Source organism: Pseudomonas palleroniana (assembly GCF_022836895.1).
Classification (GTDB): domain Bacteria; phylum Pseudomonadota; class Gammaproteobacteria; order Pseudomonadales; family Pseudomonadaceae; genus Aquipseudomonas; species Aquipseudomonas palleroniana.
Genome location: NZ_CP092411.1, coordinates 3,078,069 through 3,094,707, shown reverse-complemented (window position 1 = coordinate 3,094,707; position 16,639 = coordinate 3,078,069). Strand labels below are relative to the sequence as shown.

General features: G+C 61.1%; 15 protein-coding genes. 3 read left to right on the top strand and 12 right to left on the bottom strand.

Annotated elements, in window-relative coordinates; genetic code table 11:
- Positions 1–203: 203 nt before the first annotated feature.
- From MJP36_RS14250 to MJP36_RS14240, 3 genes are all read right to left on the bottom strand, one after another.
- Positions 204–1,388, bottom strand: a complete 1,185-nt coding sequence (locus MJP36_RS14250; protein WP_244385596.1) for a sugar transporter — start codon at positions 1,386–1,388, stop codon at positions 204–206.
- Positions 1,389–1,511: 123 nt separating this feature from the next.
- Positions 1,512–1,871, bottom strand: a complete 360-nt coding sequence (locus tag MJP36_RS14245) for a hypothetical protein (RefSeq protein WP_060755585.1) — start codon at positions 1,869–1,871, stop codon at positions 1,512–1,514.
- 104 nt (positions 1,872–1,975) lie between these two features.
- Positions 1,976–2,974: a bile acid:sodium symporter family protein gene (locus MJP36_RS14240; protein WP_205345065.1), complete on the bottom strand. Its 999-nt coding sequence runs from the start codon at positions 2,972–2,974 to the stop codon at positions 1,976–1,978.
- An 85-nt stretch (positions 2,975–3,059) separates the two neighbouring features.
- On the opposite strand from MJP36_RS14240, the gene MJP36_RS14235 reads away from it, so the two are divergent.
- Complete coding sequence (locus MJP36_RS14235) at positions 3,060–3,848, top strand: AraC family transcriptional regulator (RefSeq protein WP_198762404.1); 789 nt, start codon at positions 3,060–3,062, stop codon at positions 3,846–3,848.
- 77 nt (positions 3,849–3,925) lie between these two features.
- Here MJP36_RS14235 and MJP36_RS14230 read toward each other — a convergent pair whose 3' ends face one another.
- Positions 3,926–4,927, bottom strand: coding sequence for an ABC transporter substrate-binding protein (locus MJP36_RS14230; protein ID WP_090370346.1), 1,002 nt, complete (start codon positions 4,925–4,927; stop codon positions 3,926–3,928).
- Between the two features lie 168 nt (positions 4,928–5,095).
- Between MJP36_RS14230 and MJP36_RS14225 the strand changes: the two genes are divergently transcribed.
- Complete coding sequence (locus MJP36_RS14225) at positions 5,096–5,527, top strand: hypothetical protein (protein ID WP_060755589.1); 432 nt, start codon at positions 5,096–5,098, stop codon at positions 5,525–5,527.
- A gap of 291 nt (positions 5,528–5,818) precedes the next feature.
- Here the strand turns inward: MJP36_RS14225 and MJP36_RS14220 are convergent, their stop codons facing one another.
- From MJP36_RS14220 to MJP36_RS14195, 6 genes are all read right to left on the bottom strand, one after another.
- Complete coding sequence (locus tag MJP36_RS14220) at positions 5,819–7,561, bottom strand: ABC transporter substrate-binding protein (RefSeq protein WP_060755590.1); 1,743 nt, start codon at positions 7,559–7,561, stop codon at positions 5,819–5,821.
- A gap of 160 nt (positions 7,562–7,721) precedes the next feature.
- A complete protein-coding gene (locus MJP36_RS14215; protein ID WP_060755591.1) occupies positions 7,722–7,994 on the bottom strand; it encodes a DUF2160 domain-containing protein in 273 nt (90 codons plus the stop codon).
- 10 nt (positions 7,995–8,004) lie between these two features.
- The gene (locus tag MJP36_RS14210; RefSeq protein ID WP_060755592.1) at positions 8,005–8,805 is read right to left on the bottom strand and encodes a carbohydrate ABC transporter permease; all 801 of its coding nucleotides are present in this window, start codon (positions 8,803–8,805) and stop codon (positions 8,005–8,007) included.
- A 10-nt stretch (positions 8,806–8,815) separates the two neighbouring features.
- Entirely contained in the window at positions 8,816–9,682 is an 867-nt protein-coding gene (locus MJP36_RS14205; RefSeq protein WP_060755593.1) for a carbohydrate ABC transporter permease, read from the bottom strand.
- The gene (locus MJP36_RS14200; protein ID WP_060755594.1) at positions 9,679–10,776 is read right to left on the bottom strand and encodes an ABC transporter ATP-binding protein; all 1,098 of its coding nucleotides are present in this window, start codon (positions 10,774–10,776) and stop codon (positions 9,679–9,681) included. The genes MJP36_RS14205 and MJP36_RS14200 overlap by 4 nt, the downstream gene beginning before the upstream one ends.
- Positions 10,776–11,870 (bottom strand): ABC transporter ATP-binding protein, encoded by a 1,095-nt coding sequence (locus MJP36_RS14195; RefSeq protein ID WP_060755702.1) that lies wholly within the window; start codon positions 11,868–11,870, stop codon positions 10,776–10,778. The genes MJP36_RS14200 and MJP36_RS14195 overlap by 1 nt, the downstream gene beginning before the upstream one ends.
- A gap of 354 nt (positions 11,871–12,224) precedes the next feature.
- Here MJP36_RS14195 and MJP36_RS14190 point away from each other — a divergent pair, with 354 nt between their 5' ends.
- Positions 12,225–14,054, top strand: a complete 1,830-nt coding sequence (locus MJP36_RS14190; RefSeq protein WP_104994101.1) for a sigma-54-dependent Fis family transcriptional regulator — start codon at positions 12,225–12,227, stop codon at positions 14,052–14,054.
- 30 nt (positions 14,055–14,084) lie between these two features.
- Here MJP36_RS14190 and MJP36_RS14185 read toward each other — a convergent pair whose 3' ends face one another.
- Positions 14,085–16,196, bottom strand: a complete 2,112-nt coding sequence (locus tag MJP36_RS14185; protein ID WP_244385595.1) for a TonB-dependent receptor family protein — start codon at positions 16,194–16,196, stop codon at positions 14,085–14,087.
- Positions 16,197–16,311: 115 nt separating this feature from the next.
- A complete protein-coding gene (locus MJP36_RS14180) occupies positions 16,312–16,602 on the bottom strand; it encodes a hypothetical protein (protein WP_104994102.1) in 291 nt (96 codons plus the stop codon).
- Positions 16,603–16,639: the final 37 nt, after the last annotated feature.

The following is a 16,639-nucleotide window of genomic DNA, read 5'->3' as shown; positions in this document are numbered from 1 at the left end:
CGGTGTGCCCGAACACAGGCTTGAATCCGTGGGCCGCCGTCATGGGCCATCCCTGGCCCAGGACGGCTAACCCGGCGTCCTGCCGGGTTACCCACGGATTCAAGCCTGCGTTCGGCCAGCGTGGTTTAACGGGGCGCCTGAGATCAAGATCAAAGACAAGATCAAAAGCAGATCAGAAGCACGGCAGGCGGTGTATGGGCTATTCAGGTAGGCGTTACGCCCTGCCCGAAGCGTCGGATGGCCAGGCAGTAGCCGATCAATGCCAGGGTTGCCAGCAACCCGCCAGCGGCACCGATCCAGGCGAAGCCGAAGTGGCTGCCGACCCAGCTGCCCATCAGGGCGCCGCCGCCGATGCCGATGTTGTAGATGCCGGAGAACATTGCCATGGCCACGTCGGTGGCGTCCGGTGCGAGCACCAGCACCTTGGACTGCATGGCCAGGCCGAAGCCCATGATCGCGATGCCCCAGAATACGCTCAGGCCGACGAGATAGGCCTCTGCGCCACTCAACGGCAGCAGCAAGGCCAGGCACGCCGCCAACAGGAACACCGTGCCGACCACGAACAGATGGGGGTTGAAGCGGTGTATCAGGCTGAACAGCAGCGAGCCGATGATGCCGGCGCCGCCGAATACCAGCAGGATCAGGGTGACGGCGTTGCCGCCCATGCCGGCCACACCTTCGACGAAGGGTTCGATGTAGCTGTAGGCGGTGAATTGTGCCGTCACCGTCATGGCGGTGAGCACGTAGAGCGCCACCAGCGCCGGGCGCTTGAACAGCAGCGGCAGGCTACGCAACGAGCCGGAGTTCTGGCTCGGCAACAACGGCAAGGTGCGCGCCAGCCAGAACACCAGGGCCGCTGCGAACGCGCCGATGACCAGGAACGTGGTGCGCCAGCCCATCGCTTCACCGAGCAGGCGGCCCAGGGGAATGCCCAACACCATTGCCAGGGAGGTGCCGGTGGCGAGCAGGCCCAGCGCCTGCACCTGTTTGCCTGCCGGCGCCAGGCGCACCGCGAGGGATGCGGTGATCGACCAGAACAGCGCATGGGACAACGCGATGCCGATACGGCTGAGCATCAGCACGCCGAAACTGGTGGCCACGCTGGAGAGGATATGGCTGGCGATAAACAGGCCGAACAGCACGATGAGCAATTTGCGCCGTTCGACGTTGCGGGTCAGCAGCATCACCGGCAATGACGTCAACGAGACGATCCAGGCATAGATGGTGAGCATCAGCCCGACGCTGGCGATGGGCATGTCGAAGCTGGTGCCGATGGCGCTGAGCAGCCCGACGGGCACGAATTCGGTGGTATTGAACACAAACGCGGCCAGTGCGAGGGCGATGACCGGTTGCCAGTTGGCTTGGGGGGTTGTGGCTGAAAGGCTCATGGGTTGGCGCGGTACTCTGACGGTGATCAAGCGGCCACCCGGGACAAGCGCCGCCGCCGAGCATTCTATAGGTTTCTCGGCGGTGTGTTGGCGATGTTCCTGATCAAAAAGCCGTCAGGGTCATCAAGGCGCGGTCATGGTGACGATGTAGGCCCCCGACTGAATCGGCTTTCCGCCCGCATCCACCAGCAGGTACCGTTGGTCGTAATAACGCCCATTGCTGCTGTCGGCCACCAGCTTGACGTTGGCTGTCGCATTGCCCAGCGCCTGTACGCTACCCACGGGCTGCACGTCGAACCGGCTGCCGCGCATGGCCTGAGGGCAGCCATTGAAGGCCACGGTCGAGCCGCCCGGCGTGGCGGAATCGCAACCGGGCTCGACAATGCTGCCGTGAAATTGAATGACCCCCGAGGAGGCGGCCATGCAGGTCCCCGCCCATACCGCGAGCAAGCCCGTAACCACTGACAAACGTATAACGTTCATGACGACGCTCCTTCTGGGTTGTTAAGAAGGTCATCGTCCGTTCGGGTGCAGACTTGAGAAATTTCGTCGCTTTAAGAATCGCCTGATAGCCAGGCGACGCTCCCCTACGGGTCCACTTGCCCCATCAATTCTGGAATGCTTTCCGGCCGTTTGGCATAACGCTGCGCCAACGCCGCACAGACCATCAACTGGATCTGGTGGAACAGCATCAGCGGCAGGATCAGCACGCCCATGGTCGCCCCGGCGAACAACACCTGGGCCATTGGCACACCCGTCGCCAAGCTCTTCTTCGAGCCGCAGAACAGGATGGTGATGCGGTCTTCCTGATTAAAGCCGAACGCCTTGCCCAGCAGCGTCGACGCCACCAGCACCAGGCCCAGCAGTATGCAGCAGGCGACTACCAGGCCGCCCAGTTCCCACAGCGGGATCTGGTGCCAGATGCCTTCATTCACCGCTTCGCTGAACGCGCCGTACACCACCAGCAGGATCGACCCCTGGTCGACGAATTTCAGCCAGGATTTGTTGCGCCCGACCCAATCACCGATCCAGCGCCGGGCAACCTGCCCGGCGATGAAGGGCAGCAGCAGTTGCACGCTGATTTTCAGGATCGCGTCGACGGTGGAGCCGCCCTCGCCGTGGACATTGAGCAACAGCGTCACCAGCAACGGCGTGAGGAAGATACCGAACAGGCTCGACGCCGCCGCACTGCAAATCGCCGCCGGGATATTGCCGCGCGCCAGCGAGGTAAAGGCGATCGCCGATTGCACGGTGGCCGGCAACGCACAGAGGTACAGCATGCCCATGTACAGGTCTTTACCGATCAGCGGCGAGAGCAACGGCTTGAGCGCCAGGCCCAGCAACGGGAACAGCACGAAGGTCAGGCTGAACACCAGCAAGTGCAGGCGCCAATGGCCGGCGCCGGCGACGATGGCCTGGCGTGACAGTTTGGCACCGTGCAGGAAAAACAGCAGCGCAATGGCCAGGTTGGTCACCCAGCCGAACGCAACGGCGGTTGGCCCGGTGGCGGGCAACAGGGAGGCAATGATCACCGTGGCCACCAGGGTCAGGGTGAAGTTATCCGGTAGAAAACGTGGGCGGGTCATGAGCAAGTCGTCCAGGGGTTGCAAAACGCGTCATCGCGACTCTAACGTAACGGCTTGTTACCGACTAACGCCAATGAGCCAGTAAATGCCGCCGAAAGGACATGATAAAACCGTGCGCCGCAGTGTCCCCGGACTGTCCAGCCTGCCGCGGCCGGTGTATGGGCGTACCGAATCCCTGCCCAACCGCGCCTTGACGCGCCGGCACAGCCATCCGTGGGTGCAGCTCTCCTACGCGATTTCCGGCGTGCTGGAAATCCAGACCAGTGCCGGCCGGTTCGTCGCTCCGCCCCAGCGCGCGGTGTGGATTCCCGCAGGTGTGCCGCACCGCGTGTTCAGTTCGCCGCATACCGAAATGCGCAGTTTGTACCTCGATTGCAGCGTCACTACCTGGGCGGCCGAGCGCTGCCAGGTACTGGAGGTGAGCAGTTTATTGCGCGAGTTGATCCGCAGCTTCAGCGAGCTGCCGGTGGAGTATGCCGTGGATGGCCCGGATGGACGCCTGGCCCAGGTGGTGCTCGACCAGCTCGCCGCCGCCCCGCAGGTGGATTTGATGCTGCCCCTGCCCCATGACCCACGGCTGCGCCAGATCTACCGCAGTTTGAACCTGCACCCGGAGCAACAGACCACGCTGGGGCACTGGAGCGGGAAGCTGGGCGTCAGCGAAAAGACGCTCAGCCGCTTGTTCCTGAGCGACACGGGGCTGACCTTTCGCGCCTGGCGCCAGCGCCTGCGACTGCTGAGCGCCCTGCCCGCCCTGGAACGAGGCGAGCGAGTCACGGATGTGGCATTGGGGTGTGGGTATGAGTCGACGTCGGCGTTCATTGCTGCGTTTCGCCAGCAGTTTGATGCCACTCCAGGTGAGTTTTTTCGCTGATCTGGCTGGGGCCGCTTCGCGGCCCGACGGCAGCAAGTTGCCTCGCCACAATAACAGCGCCTCATCCCACAGGCCGGTCAGCTGCCGTTGCCGCCATGGGCCTCTTCAAAGAAGTAGTCCTTCCAGCTCCCGGCCTTGTTCTTCAACACGCCAAGCTCCTGGAGTTTCTCTGCATAGATGAAGGTGCGCTGGGGCACGATGGTGAAGTCGATTTCCGGGTCCTGGACGATTTTTTCCACCAGGTCCAACGGCAGCTTGGACTGCTCCACGCGGATATACGCCTTGGCGGCGGCCGGTTTGTCGGCCTTGATGATCTGCTCGGCTTCGGCCAGGGCGGCATAGAACGCCTTGTAGGTCTTGGGGTTCTCGTCGTGAAACTTCTGCGTGGTGTAGAGCACGTTGAACGACGCCGGCCCACCCAGGATGTCGTAGGAACTGAGCACCTTGTGCACGTTGGGGTTCAACAACTCCTGATACTGGAACGGCGGGCTGGAGAAGTGCGAATTGATCTCTGAACCACCGGCAATCAACGCGGCGGTCGCGTCGGGATGGGCCAGGCTGATGGAAATATCGTCGAACTTCTTGTAGTTCGCATCGCCGAACTGCCTGGCGGTCTCAATCTGCAAGGTGCGCGACTGGAACCCTACACCGGCGGCAGGCACGGCGATGCGGTCTGTTTCGGTGAAGTCCTTGAGGGTCTTCACCTTGGGATTGTTGGTCAGCAAGTAGTTGGGCATCGAACCGAGGGAGGCGATGGCCTTGACGTTCTGCTTGCCCTTGGTGCGGTCCCACAGGGTGAGCATGGGTGGCACACCCGCCGAGACCACATCCAGGGCACCGGCCAGCAGCGACTCATTCATCGCGGTGGCGCCGGAAATGCTGTTCCATTCCACCTGGATGTCCAGCCCCTGTTCCTTGCCGTGTTTTTCGATCAGGTGCTGGTCGCGCACCACGTCGAGGATCAGGTAGCCGATACCGAATTGCTGGGCGATGCTGATCTTGCCTTCGGCCTGGGCGCCGAGACTGATCAAGGCGCTCGCAGCAGCCAGGAGGGTCAGGGAGGAACGCTTGAAAGTCATGTAGGGGTCTGCCGCGCTTTTTAAGAAGGTGATGGAGCGTAGCGGCGATTTTTAAGACAGGAAAAGAATATCGGGATCTATTGTTATGCAAATAATCCCCAAAACCCCGCTCGGCTGGTATTGTTTCGCGCTTTGAAAAACAGCTACATGTCTGCGAGGAAATGGCCGTTGAACACTGACGAAAAAATGACCGGTGACCTGTTCGAGGTGGATAAGCGCCTGTCACTCAAACCCGTGGTGGACTTCAACGCCTACCTGCACAGCGCGTTCGGCGACGGCCCGTGCACCTGCGTTCGATGCGCGGCGGCCAATGGCGATGAAACCGGCTACGCCTTCCAGCACACGTTCAACTTCGACGGCAAACCCACCCACCGCCGCTTCGCCGCCACGGCAGGTAGCGATGTGTTGCAAGCGTTGAAGAAGGCGTGGCTGTCGTACACCAAAGCCGAGTTGCCGCTCAGCGGCGTGTTGGCACTGGACACGGTGAAGGAGTTTGTCGAGCCGCAACTGCACAAGCGCCTGGCACCGTTGTTTCTGGCCAGTGGGTTGGTCAAGGATGTGGAAGGTGAGCTGCACCTCCAGCCACAAGCGGCGGCCTAGATCGGGAGCAACGTGAAAGGAGGCAAGCCCTAATGCCCGTCAGTTTAGAGAACCTGCCGCGACCAAACTCCGTAGTGAGCGGGCTTGCCCCGCGCTGGGTGGCAAAGCCGCCCCACCAAAGACGCCGCGGTATTTCAGTAGAACCGAGGTGCCTGGGTTTGGGGCGGCTGCGCCACCCAGCGCGGGGCAAGCCCGCTCACTACGATGATGTGTTCTACATCCCACCATTTAACTGACTGGCATTAAGGCAAGCCCCCTTCCACAGGTTTCCGCTTTTCCAGCTGAACAGGCTTATTTACGCGCCGCCTCCCACGATTTAAGCAAGTCGCTGTAAGCCACCGTTTCACCTTTCGGTTTCTCGTTGGCCAGTTTCGGCTTCGGCGCACCCGGCTGGTCGAACCAGTATTGCGCGTCACGCTCGGGGTTCATTTTCGGACCGCACACCGGCTGTACCTTGGAGCGTTCCAGGCGCGTCATGATCGCGTCCTGCTCCTTGGCCAGGTTGTCGAGGGCCTGTTGCGGGGTTTTCTCGCCACTGGCGGCGGCCGCGATGTTGCTCCACCACAGTTGCGCCAGGCGTGGGTAGTCCGGCACGTTGGTGCCGGTCGGGGTCCACTCCACCCGTGCCGGGCTGCGGTAGAACTCCACCAGGCCACCGAGTTTCGGCGCCAGGTCGGTCATGGCCTGGGAGTTGATGTCGGACTCCCGAATCGGCGTAAGACCCACGATGGTTTTCTTCAGCGAGACGGTTTTCGAGGTCACGAACTGGGCGTAGAGCCAGGCCGCGAGTTTCTGTTTCTCCGGCGTCGATTTGAGGAAGGTCCAGGAGCCTACGTCCTGATAGCCCTTCTTCATGCCCTTTTCCCAGTAAGGCCCAACCGGCGATGGCGCCATGCGCCATTTCGGCGTGCCGTCGGCGTTCACCACCGGCAGGCCCGGCTTGGTCATGTCGGCGGTAAACGCGGTGTACCAGAAGATCTGCTGGGCGATGTTGCCCTGGGACGGCACCGGGCCGGATTCGGAGAAGGTCATGCCCGCCGCTTCTGGCGGAGCGTAGGCTTTCATCCAGTCCACGTATTTCTGGGTGGCGAACACGGCGGCCGGGCCGTTGGTGTCGCCGCCACGGGTAACGCTCGAACCGACCGGGTGGCAGTCCTCCACACGAATGCCCCATTCGTCCACCGGCAAACCGTTAGGCAAGCCTTTGTCGCCGCCGCCGGCCATGGAAAACCAGGCATCGGTGAAGCGCCAGCCCAGGGATGGGTCTTTCTTGCCGTAGTCCATGTGCCCATAGATGCGCTTGCCGTCGATTTCCTTGACGTCTTCGCTGAAGAACTTGGCAATGTCTTCATAGGCCGACCAGTTCACCGGCACGCCGAGCTCATAGCCGTATTTTTCCTTGAACTTGGCTTTCAACTCCGGACGCTCGAACCAGTCGGCACGGAACCAATAGAGGTTGGCGAATTGCTGGTCAGGCAACTGGTAGAGCTTGCCGTCCGGCGCGGTGGTGAAGGAGGTGCCGATGAAGTCCTTGATATCCAGGGTCGGCGAGGTGAAGTCCTTGCCTTCGTTGGCCATCAGGTCGGTGATGGATTCGGTCTTGCCGTATCGAAAGTGCGTACCGATCAAATCGGAATCGTTGACCCAGCCGTCGTAGATATTCTTGTCGGACTGCATCTGGGTTTGCAGCTTCTCGACCACGTCGCCTTCCTGCAGCAGGTCATGGGTCAGCTTGATGCCGGTGATTTCGCTGAACGCCTTGGCCAGCACCTTGGATTCGTACTCGTGGGTGGTGAGGGTTTCCGACACCACGTTGATCTTCATCCCACGGAACGGTTCCGCCGCCTTGATAAACCACTTCAACTCTTCGAGCTGCTGCGCGTCGGTGAGCGTGGACGGTTTGAACTCGCTGCCGATCCATTTTTTCGCGGCATCTTCATACGCATCCGCCCAGGCCGTAGCGCTCAAACCGCTGAGAGCCAGTACGCCAGCCAATGAAATGCTATGTCGCAGCTTATTGTTTTTATCGAACATAGAGACCTCCTGGTTAATTTCGAACGGGACTACAACCGCCACACAGCCCCTGTAGGAGCGAGCTTGCTCGCGAAAATCGTTAACGATAACGCGGGCATTCTGGATGCTCGCGGTGTTCTCGAGTTTTTCGCGAGCAAGCTCGTTCCTACAGGGCGTTTGCCTAGCCCCAACGCATCACACACAACAGCCACATCAGGGACAGCACGCCGGCCACCCAGATGCTCCAGCCGGTGACGCCGATTACCAGCAGATGCAGGTAGGCGCTGCCGAGAAGACCGATAAACAGCCGATCACCACGGGTGGTGCTGATCGGTAAAAAACCGCGCCGTGCAATACTCGGCGAGCGCAGTTCCCATGTGGTCATGCCCACCAGCAACAGGGCAATCGCCGCGAAGAACAGCGCTGTGGGGGTGGTCCAGGCCATCCATTCCATGATCGACTCCTCAGACCCGGCCCAGGGCAAAGCCCTTGGCCACGTGGTTGCGAACAAACCAGATCACCAGCATGCCGGGCAGGATGGTCAACACCCCCGCCGCTGCCAGCACGCCCCAATCGATACCCGAGGCCGAGACCGTGCGGGTCATCACCGCCGCGATGGGCTTGGCGTTGACCGAAGTCAGGGTGCGCGCCAGCAACAGTTCGACCCAGGAAAACATGAAGCAGAAAAACGCCGTGACACCGATGCCCGAACCAATCAGCGGGATAAAAATCTTCACGAAAAATTTGGGAAAGCTATAACCGTCGATGTAGGCAGTTTCGTCGATTTCCTTGGGCACGCCGGACATGAAGCCCTCCAGAATCCACACCGCCAATGGCACGTTGAACAGGCAATGGGCCAGGGCCACCGCAATATGCGTGTCGAACAGGCCGATGGACGAATACAGCTGGAAAAACGGCAGCAAGAACACCGCCGGAGGCGCCATGCGGTTGGTCAGCAACCAGAAGAACAGGTGCTTGTCGCCCAGGAAGCGGTAGCGCGAAAACGCATAGGCCGCGGGCAACGCCACACTCAAGGAGATCAGCGTGTTCAGGCTCACGTAGTACAACGAATTGAGGTAGCCGGTGTACCAGCTCGGGTCGGTGAAAATCACCCTGTAGTTGGCCAGGGTGAAATCCTGCGGAAACAGCGTCAGCCCGCCGAGGATTTCGGTGTTGCTCTTGAACGACATGTTCAACAGCCAATAGATCGGCACCAGCAGGAACAGGATGTAGACCAACAGCGGAATGACCTTGCGCTTGCTCATGTTGGCGGCCTCAGCGGTTGGCGTCGGAATGGGTCATGGCGGTGTAGAACAGCCAGGACACCAACAGGATGATCAGGAAGTACACCAGGGAAAACGCCGCCGCCGGGCCAAGGTCGAATTGGCCGACGGCCATCTGGGTCAACGTCTGGCTCAGGAACGTGGTGGCATTCCCCGGCCCGCCACCGGTGAGTACGAAGGGTTCGGTGTAGATCATGAAGCTGTCCATAAACCGCAGCATCACGGCGATCAGCAGCACGCTTTTCATCTTCGGCAACTGGATATGCCGGAACACCGCCCAGGCCGATGCACGGTCTATGCGTGCGGCCTGGTAGTACACATCCGGAATGGCGCGCAGCCCCGAGTAGCAGAGCAGCGCGACCAATGACGTCCAATGCCAGACATCCATGATCAATACGGTGACCCAGGCATCCGCCGTGTTGGCCGCGTAGTTGTAGCTGATGCCCAGCGCGTTGAGGCTGGAACCGAGCAAGCCAATGTCGGCGCGGCCGAATATCTGCCAGATCGTGCCGACGACGTTCCAGGGGATCAGCAGTGGAATGGCGAGGATGATCAGCACCAGCGACGACCAGCGGCCCTTGGTCGGCATGGTCAGGGCAATGGCAATGCCCAGGGGAATTTCGATCAGCAGCACGCAGGCCGAGTAGATGAACTGGCGCAGCAATGAGTCATGCAAGCGCGGGTCAAGCAGCACCTGTTTGTACCAGTCGGCGCCGACAAAGTAGCGGCTGGACTGGTCAAAGATGTCCTGCACCGAATAGTTGACCACGGTCATCATCGGGATCACCGCACTGAACGCTACCAGCAGGAACACCGGCAGCACCAGCCACCAGGCCTTGTTGTTCTGCACCTTGTTCATGGCTGCACCTCCAGCAGGTAGTCGTCGACATAGACCATCAGCCACTGGGCGGGGAAGCTGATCGAGGCGTTGCCTGCGGGCACCGGTTTGTCTTCGGCCAGGCGTACCTTGAGCAGGGCGCCGTCGAGGTTGAGGGTCATGATCTTGTAGGTACCGAGGTCTTCGAGATGGCAGACATCGGCCTGCAGTGCGTCAGGGTTGTGCTCGTCCCACACGTGGATAAATTCCGGGCGAATCCCCACCTGCAGTTTCCGGTAGTTCGTCTCGACGATGCGCTGCTGCAGCGCCTCAGGCAGCGGCAGCAAGGTGTCGGCAAACGCCACGCCGCCCGCCTCGGCCCGCACGTCGATCAGATTCATCCCCGGGCTACCGATGAAATAACCGACAAAGGTGTGGCTGGGCCGCTCGAACAGTTCACGCGGCGTACCGAACTGCACGATCTGCCCGCCATACATCACCGCAATCTTGTCGGCGAACGTCGACGCCTCAAGCTGGTCATGGGTGACATAGACCATGGTGATATTGAACTGCTCGTGAATCTGCTTGAGCTTGCGCCGCAGCTTCCATTTAAGGTGCGGGTCGATCACCGTCAAGGGTTCGTCGAACAGGATCGCCGATACGTCATCACGCACCAGGCCGCGGCCCATGGAGACTTTCTGCTTTTCGTCGGCGCTGAGGTTGCGAGCTTTTTTGTCCAGCAGGTTTTGCAAGTCGAGGACTTCGGCAATCTCCTGCACCTTGCTGTGGACTTTCGCCTCGGCCATGCCCTGGTTGCGCAGCGGGAACGCGAGGTTATCGAACACCGTCATGGTGTCGTACACCACCGGAAACTGGAATACCTGGGCGATGTTGCGTTTTTCCGGGGTCAGCTGATTGACCACCTGGCGGTCAAACAGCACCTGGCCTTCAGACGGGCTTAGCAAGCCGGAGATGATATTGAGCAAGGTCGACTTGCCGCAGCCTGACGGCCCCAGCAGCGCGTAGGCACCACCCTGCTCCCACACGTGATCCATTTCCCGAATGGCGTAGTCCTCTGGACCACTCGGCGTAGGGCTGTAGCTGTGGGCGAGGTTCTGCAAATGGATCTCGGCCATCAGGCAACCCTCGCGATACGACGCCCGGGTGCCTGGAGCAAGCGCCCCTGGCCATCGAACACAAACAGTTTATGGGTGGGGATATACACGCGGATCGGCGCGTCGACATCGTACTCATGCACCCCCGGCAGGTGCAGCACCAGCAGGAAGTGTTCGCTGCGCACATGCAGAAAGGTTTCCGAGCCGCTGATCTCGGCGACTTCCACGGTCACGGCCAGCTCCAGATCATCATCATTGCTCGGCACCAGGCTGATATGGCTGGGGCGCACGCCAAAACGAAACTCGCCCTCACCGAGCCCGCGCAGGTCGACGTTCAGCGGGAAGTGCACAAAATTCGCGAAACTCACCTCGTTGCCGCTGATACGCCCGGGCATCAGGTTGATCGGCGGCTCGGAGAACAGCTCGGCGGCCAGCACCGTCTGCGGCTGGTGGTACACCTCGGCAGCCTTGCCGCTCTGGATCACCCGGCCTTCGTGAAGAATGGTGGTGGTGCCCCCCAGCGCCAGGGCCTCGTTGGGTTCGGTGGTGGCATACACGGCAATGGTGTGGCGTGCCTTGAACAGTTCGCGCATTTCCTGACGCAGTTCTTCACGCAGTTTGTAGTCCAGGTTCACCAGCGGCTCATCGAACAGGATCAGTTCGGCGTCTTTCACCAGTGCACGGGCCATGGCCGTACGCTGCTGCTGGCCACCGGACAGTTCCAGCGGATGGCGTTGCAGGAATTTTTCGATGCGTAACATCCTGGCGGTTTCCAGCACTTTGCTCTGGATCAGGTCCTGGGCCATCCCCGCTTGGCGCAATGGCGAGGCGATGTTTTCGAACACGGTCATGGTCGGGTAGTTGATGAATTGCTGGTACACCATCGACACGTTGCGCAAGCGCACCGGCCGCTGGGTGACGTCCACGCCGTTCATCAGGATGCGGCCGCTGTCGGGCTTGTCCAGGCCGGCCATCAAGCGCATCAGGCTGGTTTTGCCGGAGAGCGTACGGCCGAGCAATACGTTGAACGACCCGGCCTCGAAGCGCAGGTTGGCGTCGTCGATCCAGGTTTGACCTTCGACGACGCGGGACACATGTTCCAGGGTCAATGACATGGCGCGCCCTTTTTTCTTATTGGAATGGATCTGGCCCGATGTCAGAGCCAGATTCATGCCAAAACCACAAGCGTTTGATGTGCAAGGAAAAGCGCAAAACAGCCTGTTCAAGCGTGAACACAAATGAACAACCTGGGGTTGACAATGAACAGTACTGAACAACACTGTTCAGACTTGATCGCCCACACAATGCAGGTCAATTGTGGGAGGGGGCTTGCTCCCGATGGCGGTGTGTCAGTCGATTCATGGGTGGCGGTCGTACCGTCATCGGGAGCAAGCCCCCTCCCACATTTTGATTCGGTTTCAACCGCTGGATTGTGCAAGATCCCATAACAATAAAAAGAAGGTCGCCCCATGGCCGCTCCCTTGGCTCACGACACGCTTATCCAGGAATCCTGGCGCCGTTGCCGCGCCTTCGGCCTGGACCACCAGAGCGCTCCCAGCTTCGACCTGCTGCCCGCCGAGGGCATCAGCCAATTGCTGGAAAGCCAGCATTCTCTGGTGCAGACCACCCATCAGGAAGTGCTGCCCTATTACGAAAACATCCTCAGCAACTCCAACTGCCTGATCATGCTGGCCGACAATCAGGGCCAGGTCCTGACCTCGTGGGGCACCCAGCGCTTTATCACGCCGACCCTCGCGCGTGGGTTCAATGCCGGGGCCAGTTGGCAGGAACGCGCCACCGGCACCAACGCCATCGGCACGGCGCTGGCCTGTGCCCAAGCGGTGCATATCGAGCACGACGAGCATTTCCTCAAGGCCAACCGCTTCATGACCGGCTCGGCCGCGCCGATCTTCGATGCGCAGCGTGAAATCATCGCGGTGCTGGATGTATCCAGTGACAGCTACCTGCCCCCCTCCCACACCCTGGGCATGGTCAAGATGATGAGCCAGACCGTGGAGAACCGGCTGATCCTCAACCTGTTTCGCGGCGAACATTTCCAACTGACCTTCAACACCGGCCTGAACAACCTCGACAGCCAATGGGCGGGCCTGCTGATCTTTGATGAGAGCGGCCAGGTGCTGTCGGCCAACCGTCGCGCGGATAATTTGCTGGGCATCAGCCTGTCGCGAGTGATGATCGACAGTTTGTTCAAAGTGTCGTTGCTGGAGTTGCTGAACCAACCGGAGGGGTTGCCGTTTTCACTCCAGGCCGCAGGACGCAACCGCTTCCAATGCGTATTGAAACGGCCGAAGAAAACCCCGGTGCAGGCGCGGGTCTTCACGGCGCCAGCGCCGAGTGAACCGACATCGCCAAGCCCCAGCGGGATTGGCCTCAAGGCCCTGCACTTCGGCGATAGCCGCGTAGAGAAGGCCGTGCGCCAGGCCGAGCGCCTGCTGGAGAAGGATATCCCGCTGCTGATCCATGGCGAGACCGGCGTGGGCAAAGAGGTGTTCGTCAAGGCCCTGCACCTGGCCAGTTCCCGCAGCCGGCAGGCCTTTATCGCGGTGAACTGTGCGGCGATTCCTGCGGAACTGGTGGAGTCGGAGCTGTTCGGTTATGAAAAAGGCGCCTTCACCGGCGCCAGCCAGAAAGGCAGCATTGGCCTGATCCGCAAGGCCGACAAGGGCACGTTGTTCCTCGACGAAATCGGCGATATGCCGCTGCCGACGCAGGCCCGTTTGCTGCGGGTGCTGCAGGAGCGCTGCGTGCAGCCGGTGGGCAGCAGCCAACTGTTCCCGGTGGATTTGCGCATTATCTCGGCCACCAATCGCGTGTTGCGCGAGTGGGTGCAGGCCGGCCGCTTTCGTGAAGATTTGTACTACCGCATTGGCGGCCTGGCCCTGGAGTTGCCGCCCCTGCGCGAGCGCGCCGACAAGCAGGCACTGTTCCAGCAACTGTGGCAGCAACACCGGGAACCCAGCCAACGCGCCGGTTTAAGCGCTGAAGTGCTGAGGTTGTTCGAGCAACACCCGTGGCCGGGGAACTTGCGCCAGGCCAGCAGTGTGTTGCAGGTCGCGTTGGCGATGGCGGAAGACCAGCCGGTGCGCCCTGAACACCTGCCGGATGACTTTTTTGTCGACCTCAAAGGTGCTTCGCCACCGCCCCAGGCATACCCAGTTGATGACCTGGACCTGACAGAACGCTTGAGGGCAGTAGGCGGGAACATTTCCCACCTTGCTCGGGAACTGGGCGTCAGCCGCAATACCCTGTACAAGCGTCTGCGCCAGAACGACGGCTGAGCCCGCCCCGCTCATGCGTGCCGCAGCCGTTCAACGCCAGCTCCATGACACGCCGGTGTAGATGCCTCGGCCATCCGCCGGGGTGGACCGGGCCAGGTCCATGCCTTTGTCGTCGTAACCCGGGGTGACGGTATTGGCGTAGCGGCGGTTGGTGAGGTTGCGCAGGTCGACCCACGCCTGCCAGTCCTGCTTGGGCGCGTCGTAGCCGAAGGTAGCGCCCAGTGTGGTATACGCCGCGGCGTAGTAGGAATTGGCGTAGTCCACCGCCACCCGCGACGCATGTTCGGTGTTGAGGCTGGTGTACAACCCCGTCGGATGGCTGTAGCGCAGTTGCGCCTGGTAGTAGTGCTTGGGGATGCCCGGCAAGGTGTTGCCACCGAAGCGGTCGTCGTCGCGGTAGTGGAAGTCACTGAAAGTGTAGGCTTGGCGCAGGGCGAGCTGGCCGGTGCGACCACCGTCCCACAACGGGCTGAGCAGGCTCAGTTCCACGCCCTGATGAATCGTGGGGCTGGCGTTGTTTTCGGCGGTGATGGCATTGGTGGTAGCGGTCTGCGCCTGGGTTTCCACGGTGAGTAGTTCGTGGCGCACTTCGGAACGGTACAGCGCCAGGTCCCACTGGCCGAACCATTGCTCGCCACGGCCGCCGACTTCCAGGGTGGTGGCGGTCTGGTTTTTCAGGCTTACGCCTTCACGCGCCAAACCCTTGGCCGGGCCACCCGCAAAATACTTGTTGGAACCCCAGATCATCGACCACGCATGCGGCGGCTCGACCGAACGGCTCAGGTTGCCGTACACCTGCAATTGCGGGGTGAAGTCATAACGCAGGCCGATACGTGGGGCGTAGTCCCAATCGTGCTGGCTGAGCGGCGCCTGGCCATCGGGATAGGTGACCTGGGTTTCGCGACGTGTGTAGATCGCCGCTAGGCCGGTGGTCAGCCACAGGTCGGGGACCAGTTCCAGGTCATTGCCGATATGCAGCACGGTGTCGGAGCCCAGGTAGCTGTAGTCGCGGGTCTTGGTGCCGGGTGCGTAGCCGGCGGTGTTCCCGGCAGGCGTGCGCACATATTCCGAGGCGCCGTTGTTGGGCATCGCCTGGGTGGTGCGCAGGCCGATCGTGGTGTTGCTGTCGTGACCGAACAGCGTGTCCTGGCGGATATAGTTGAGGGTGCTGCTGATATCGGTGTAAGCCACTTTCAGGCGGTTGGTGCCTTCGCGCAGGTCCATCGGGTAGTCGTGGTAAGCGAGGCCGACTTCGATGCGGGAATAGTCGTCCAGCTGCAAGGTGGTCTTGTTGGCGATCCAGGTGGAGCCGGGTTGCAAGCGCTTGGAATCACGGGCGACATTGAGGCTGTTGGCCGCCCGCGAGTCGTGGCTGATCTGGGCGCGGGTGAGTTTGCCCGGGGTGTCGTTGGTGGTTTCGCGATAGCGCAAATAGAAACGCGTTTCCAGGTTGGGGTTGAAGCGATAGCCGAAGTTGGCGGCGACACCCTTGCCGGTACCCGCACTCTGCTGCTGGTAGCCGTCGGACGCCGAATCGGTGAGGCTGATGTAGTAATCCGCGTCCCCCAGGACCTGGCCCGAACTGATCTCACGCTGGGTGTAGCCGCGACTGCCCGCTTCATAGCGTACCTGCAGCTTGGGCGCGTCGTAGCCGGTGCGGGTGACGTAGTTGACCGAACCACCGAGCGCCAGCGCGCCCTGATCAAACCCGTTGGCGCCCCGCAACACCTCGACCCGGCTCTGCCACAACGGGTCCTTGAGTTCGTAGGGCGTGCCGCCAGGGCCGGTCAGTGGCAAGCCGTCGAGCATTTCATAAAGCCCGGAGGCATGGGCGCCGGGGCTGCGGTTCAAACCCGAACCACGGATGGAGAGCTTTACGCCCTCGTTGTTGGCCGCCTTGGCATACACTCCGGCCTGATACTTGAACACGTCTTCGTTGCTACTGACGCGGCCCTGTTGCACGCTGTTCATGTCGATGAAATTGGTGCCGCCGGGCACGGCCTGGAGCTGGGCCCGGGCCACTTCATCGGCGCTGGCTTCGTTGCTGGTGACTTCGACCGGCGCCAATTGCAGCTCTTCGGCGTGCACCATTGAACTGAAGGCCAGAGCGGCAAAAAGCAGTGGAGGTTGTCGCAACAGCATGGGCAGGTCCTTGAAATACAGGGGCATGACAGGCCGTGGCCATCACGCGAACTGTGATGGGAAGACGGGGGACTGCCTGAGGTCACGTATTATTGACGCGCCGCCCTGCCGCCAATCAATGGCTGCCCGACTGGCCCTGATCCGGCGAAGCTTGCAACGCCCTCATCAACTCATCCGCCTCCGACCCCAGTGGGAACCTGAAGCCCTGCATTTCATCCTCGGACAGTATTTCGGCGAGGGCGTCGCGTAACTGCGTTTCGGTCGGCGAATCGCGCAGCAGTTTGTGTGCGGGCAACAACACACTCGCGCCAACTCCTTGGACGCTCGCGGCGTCGATCACGGCAAAGAGGATAAATCGCAGGCGAATTTCGCGATCCGTCGGCCAAACCTTTTTTCGCTTACCCAAAGCACGCACTCGTTTTTAAGAAAAGTCCGAGGCTATG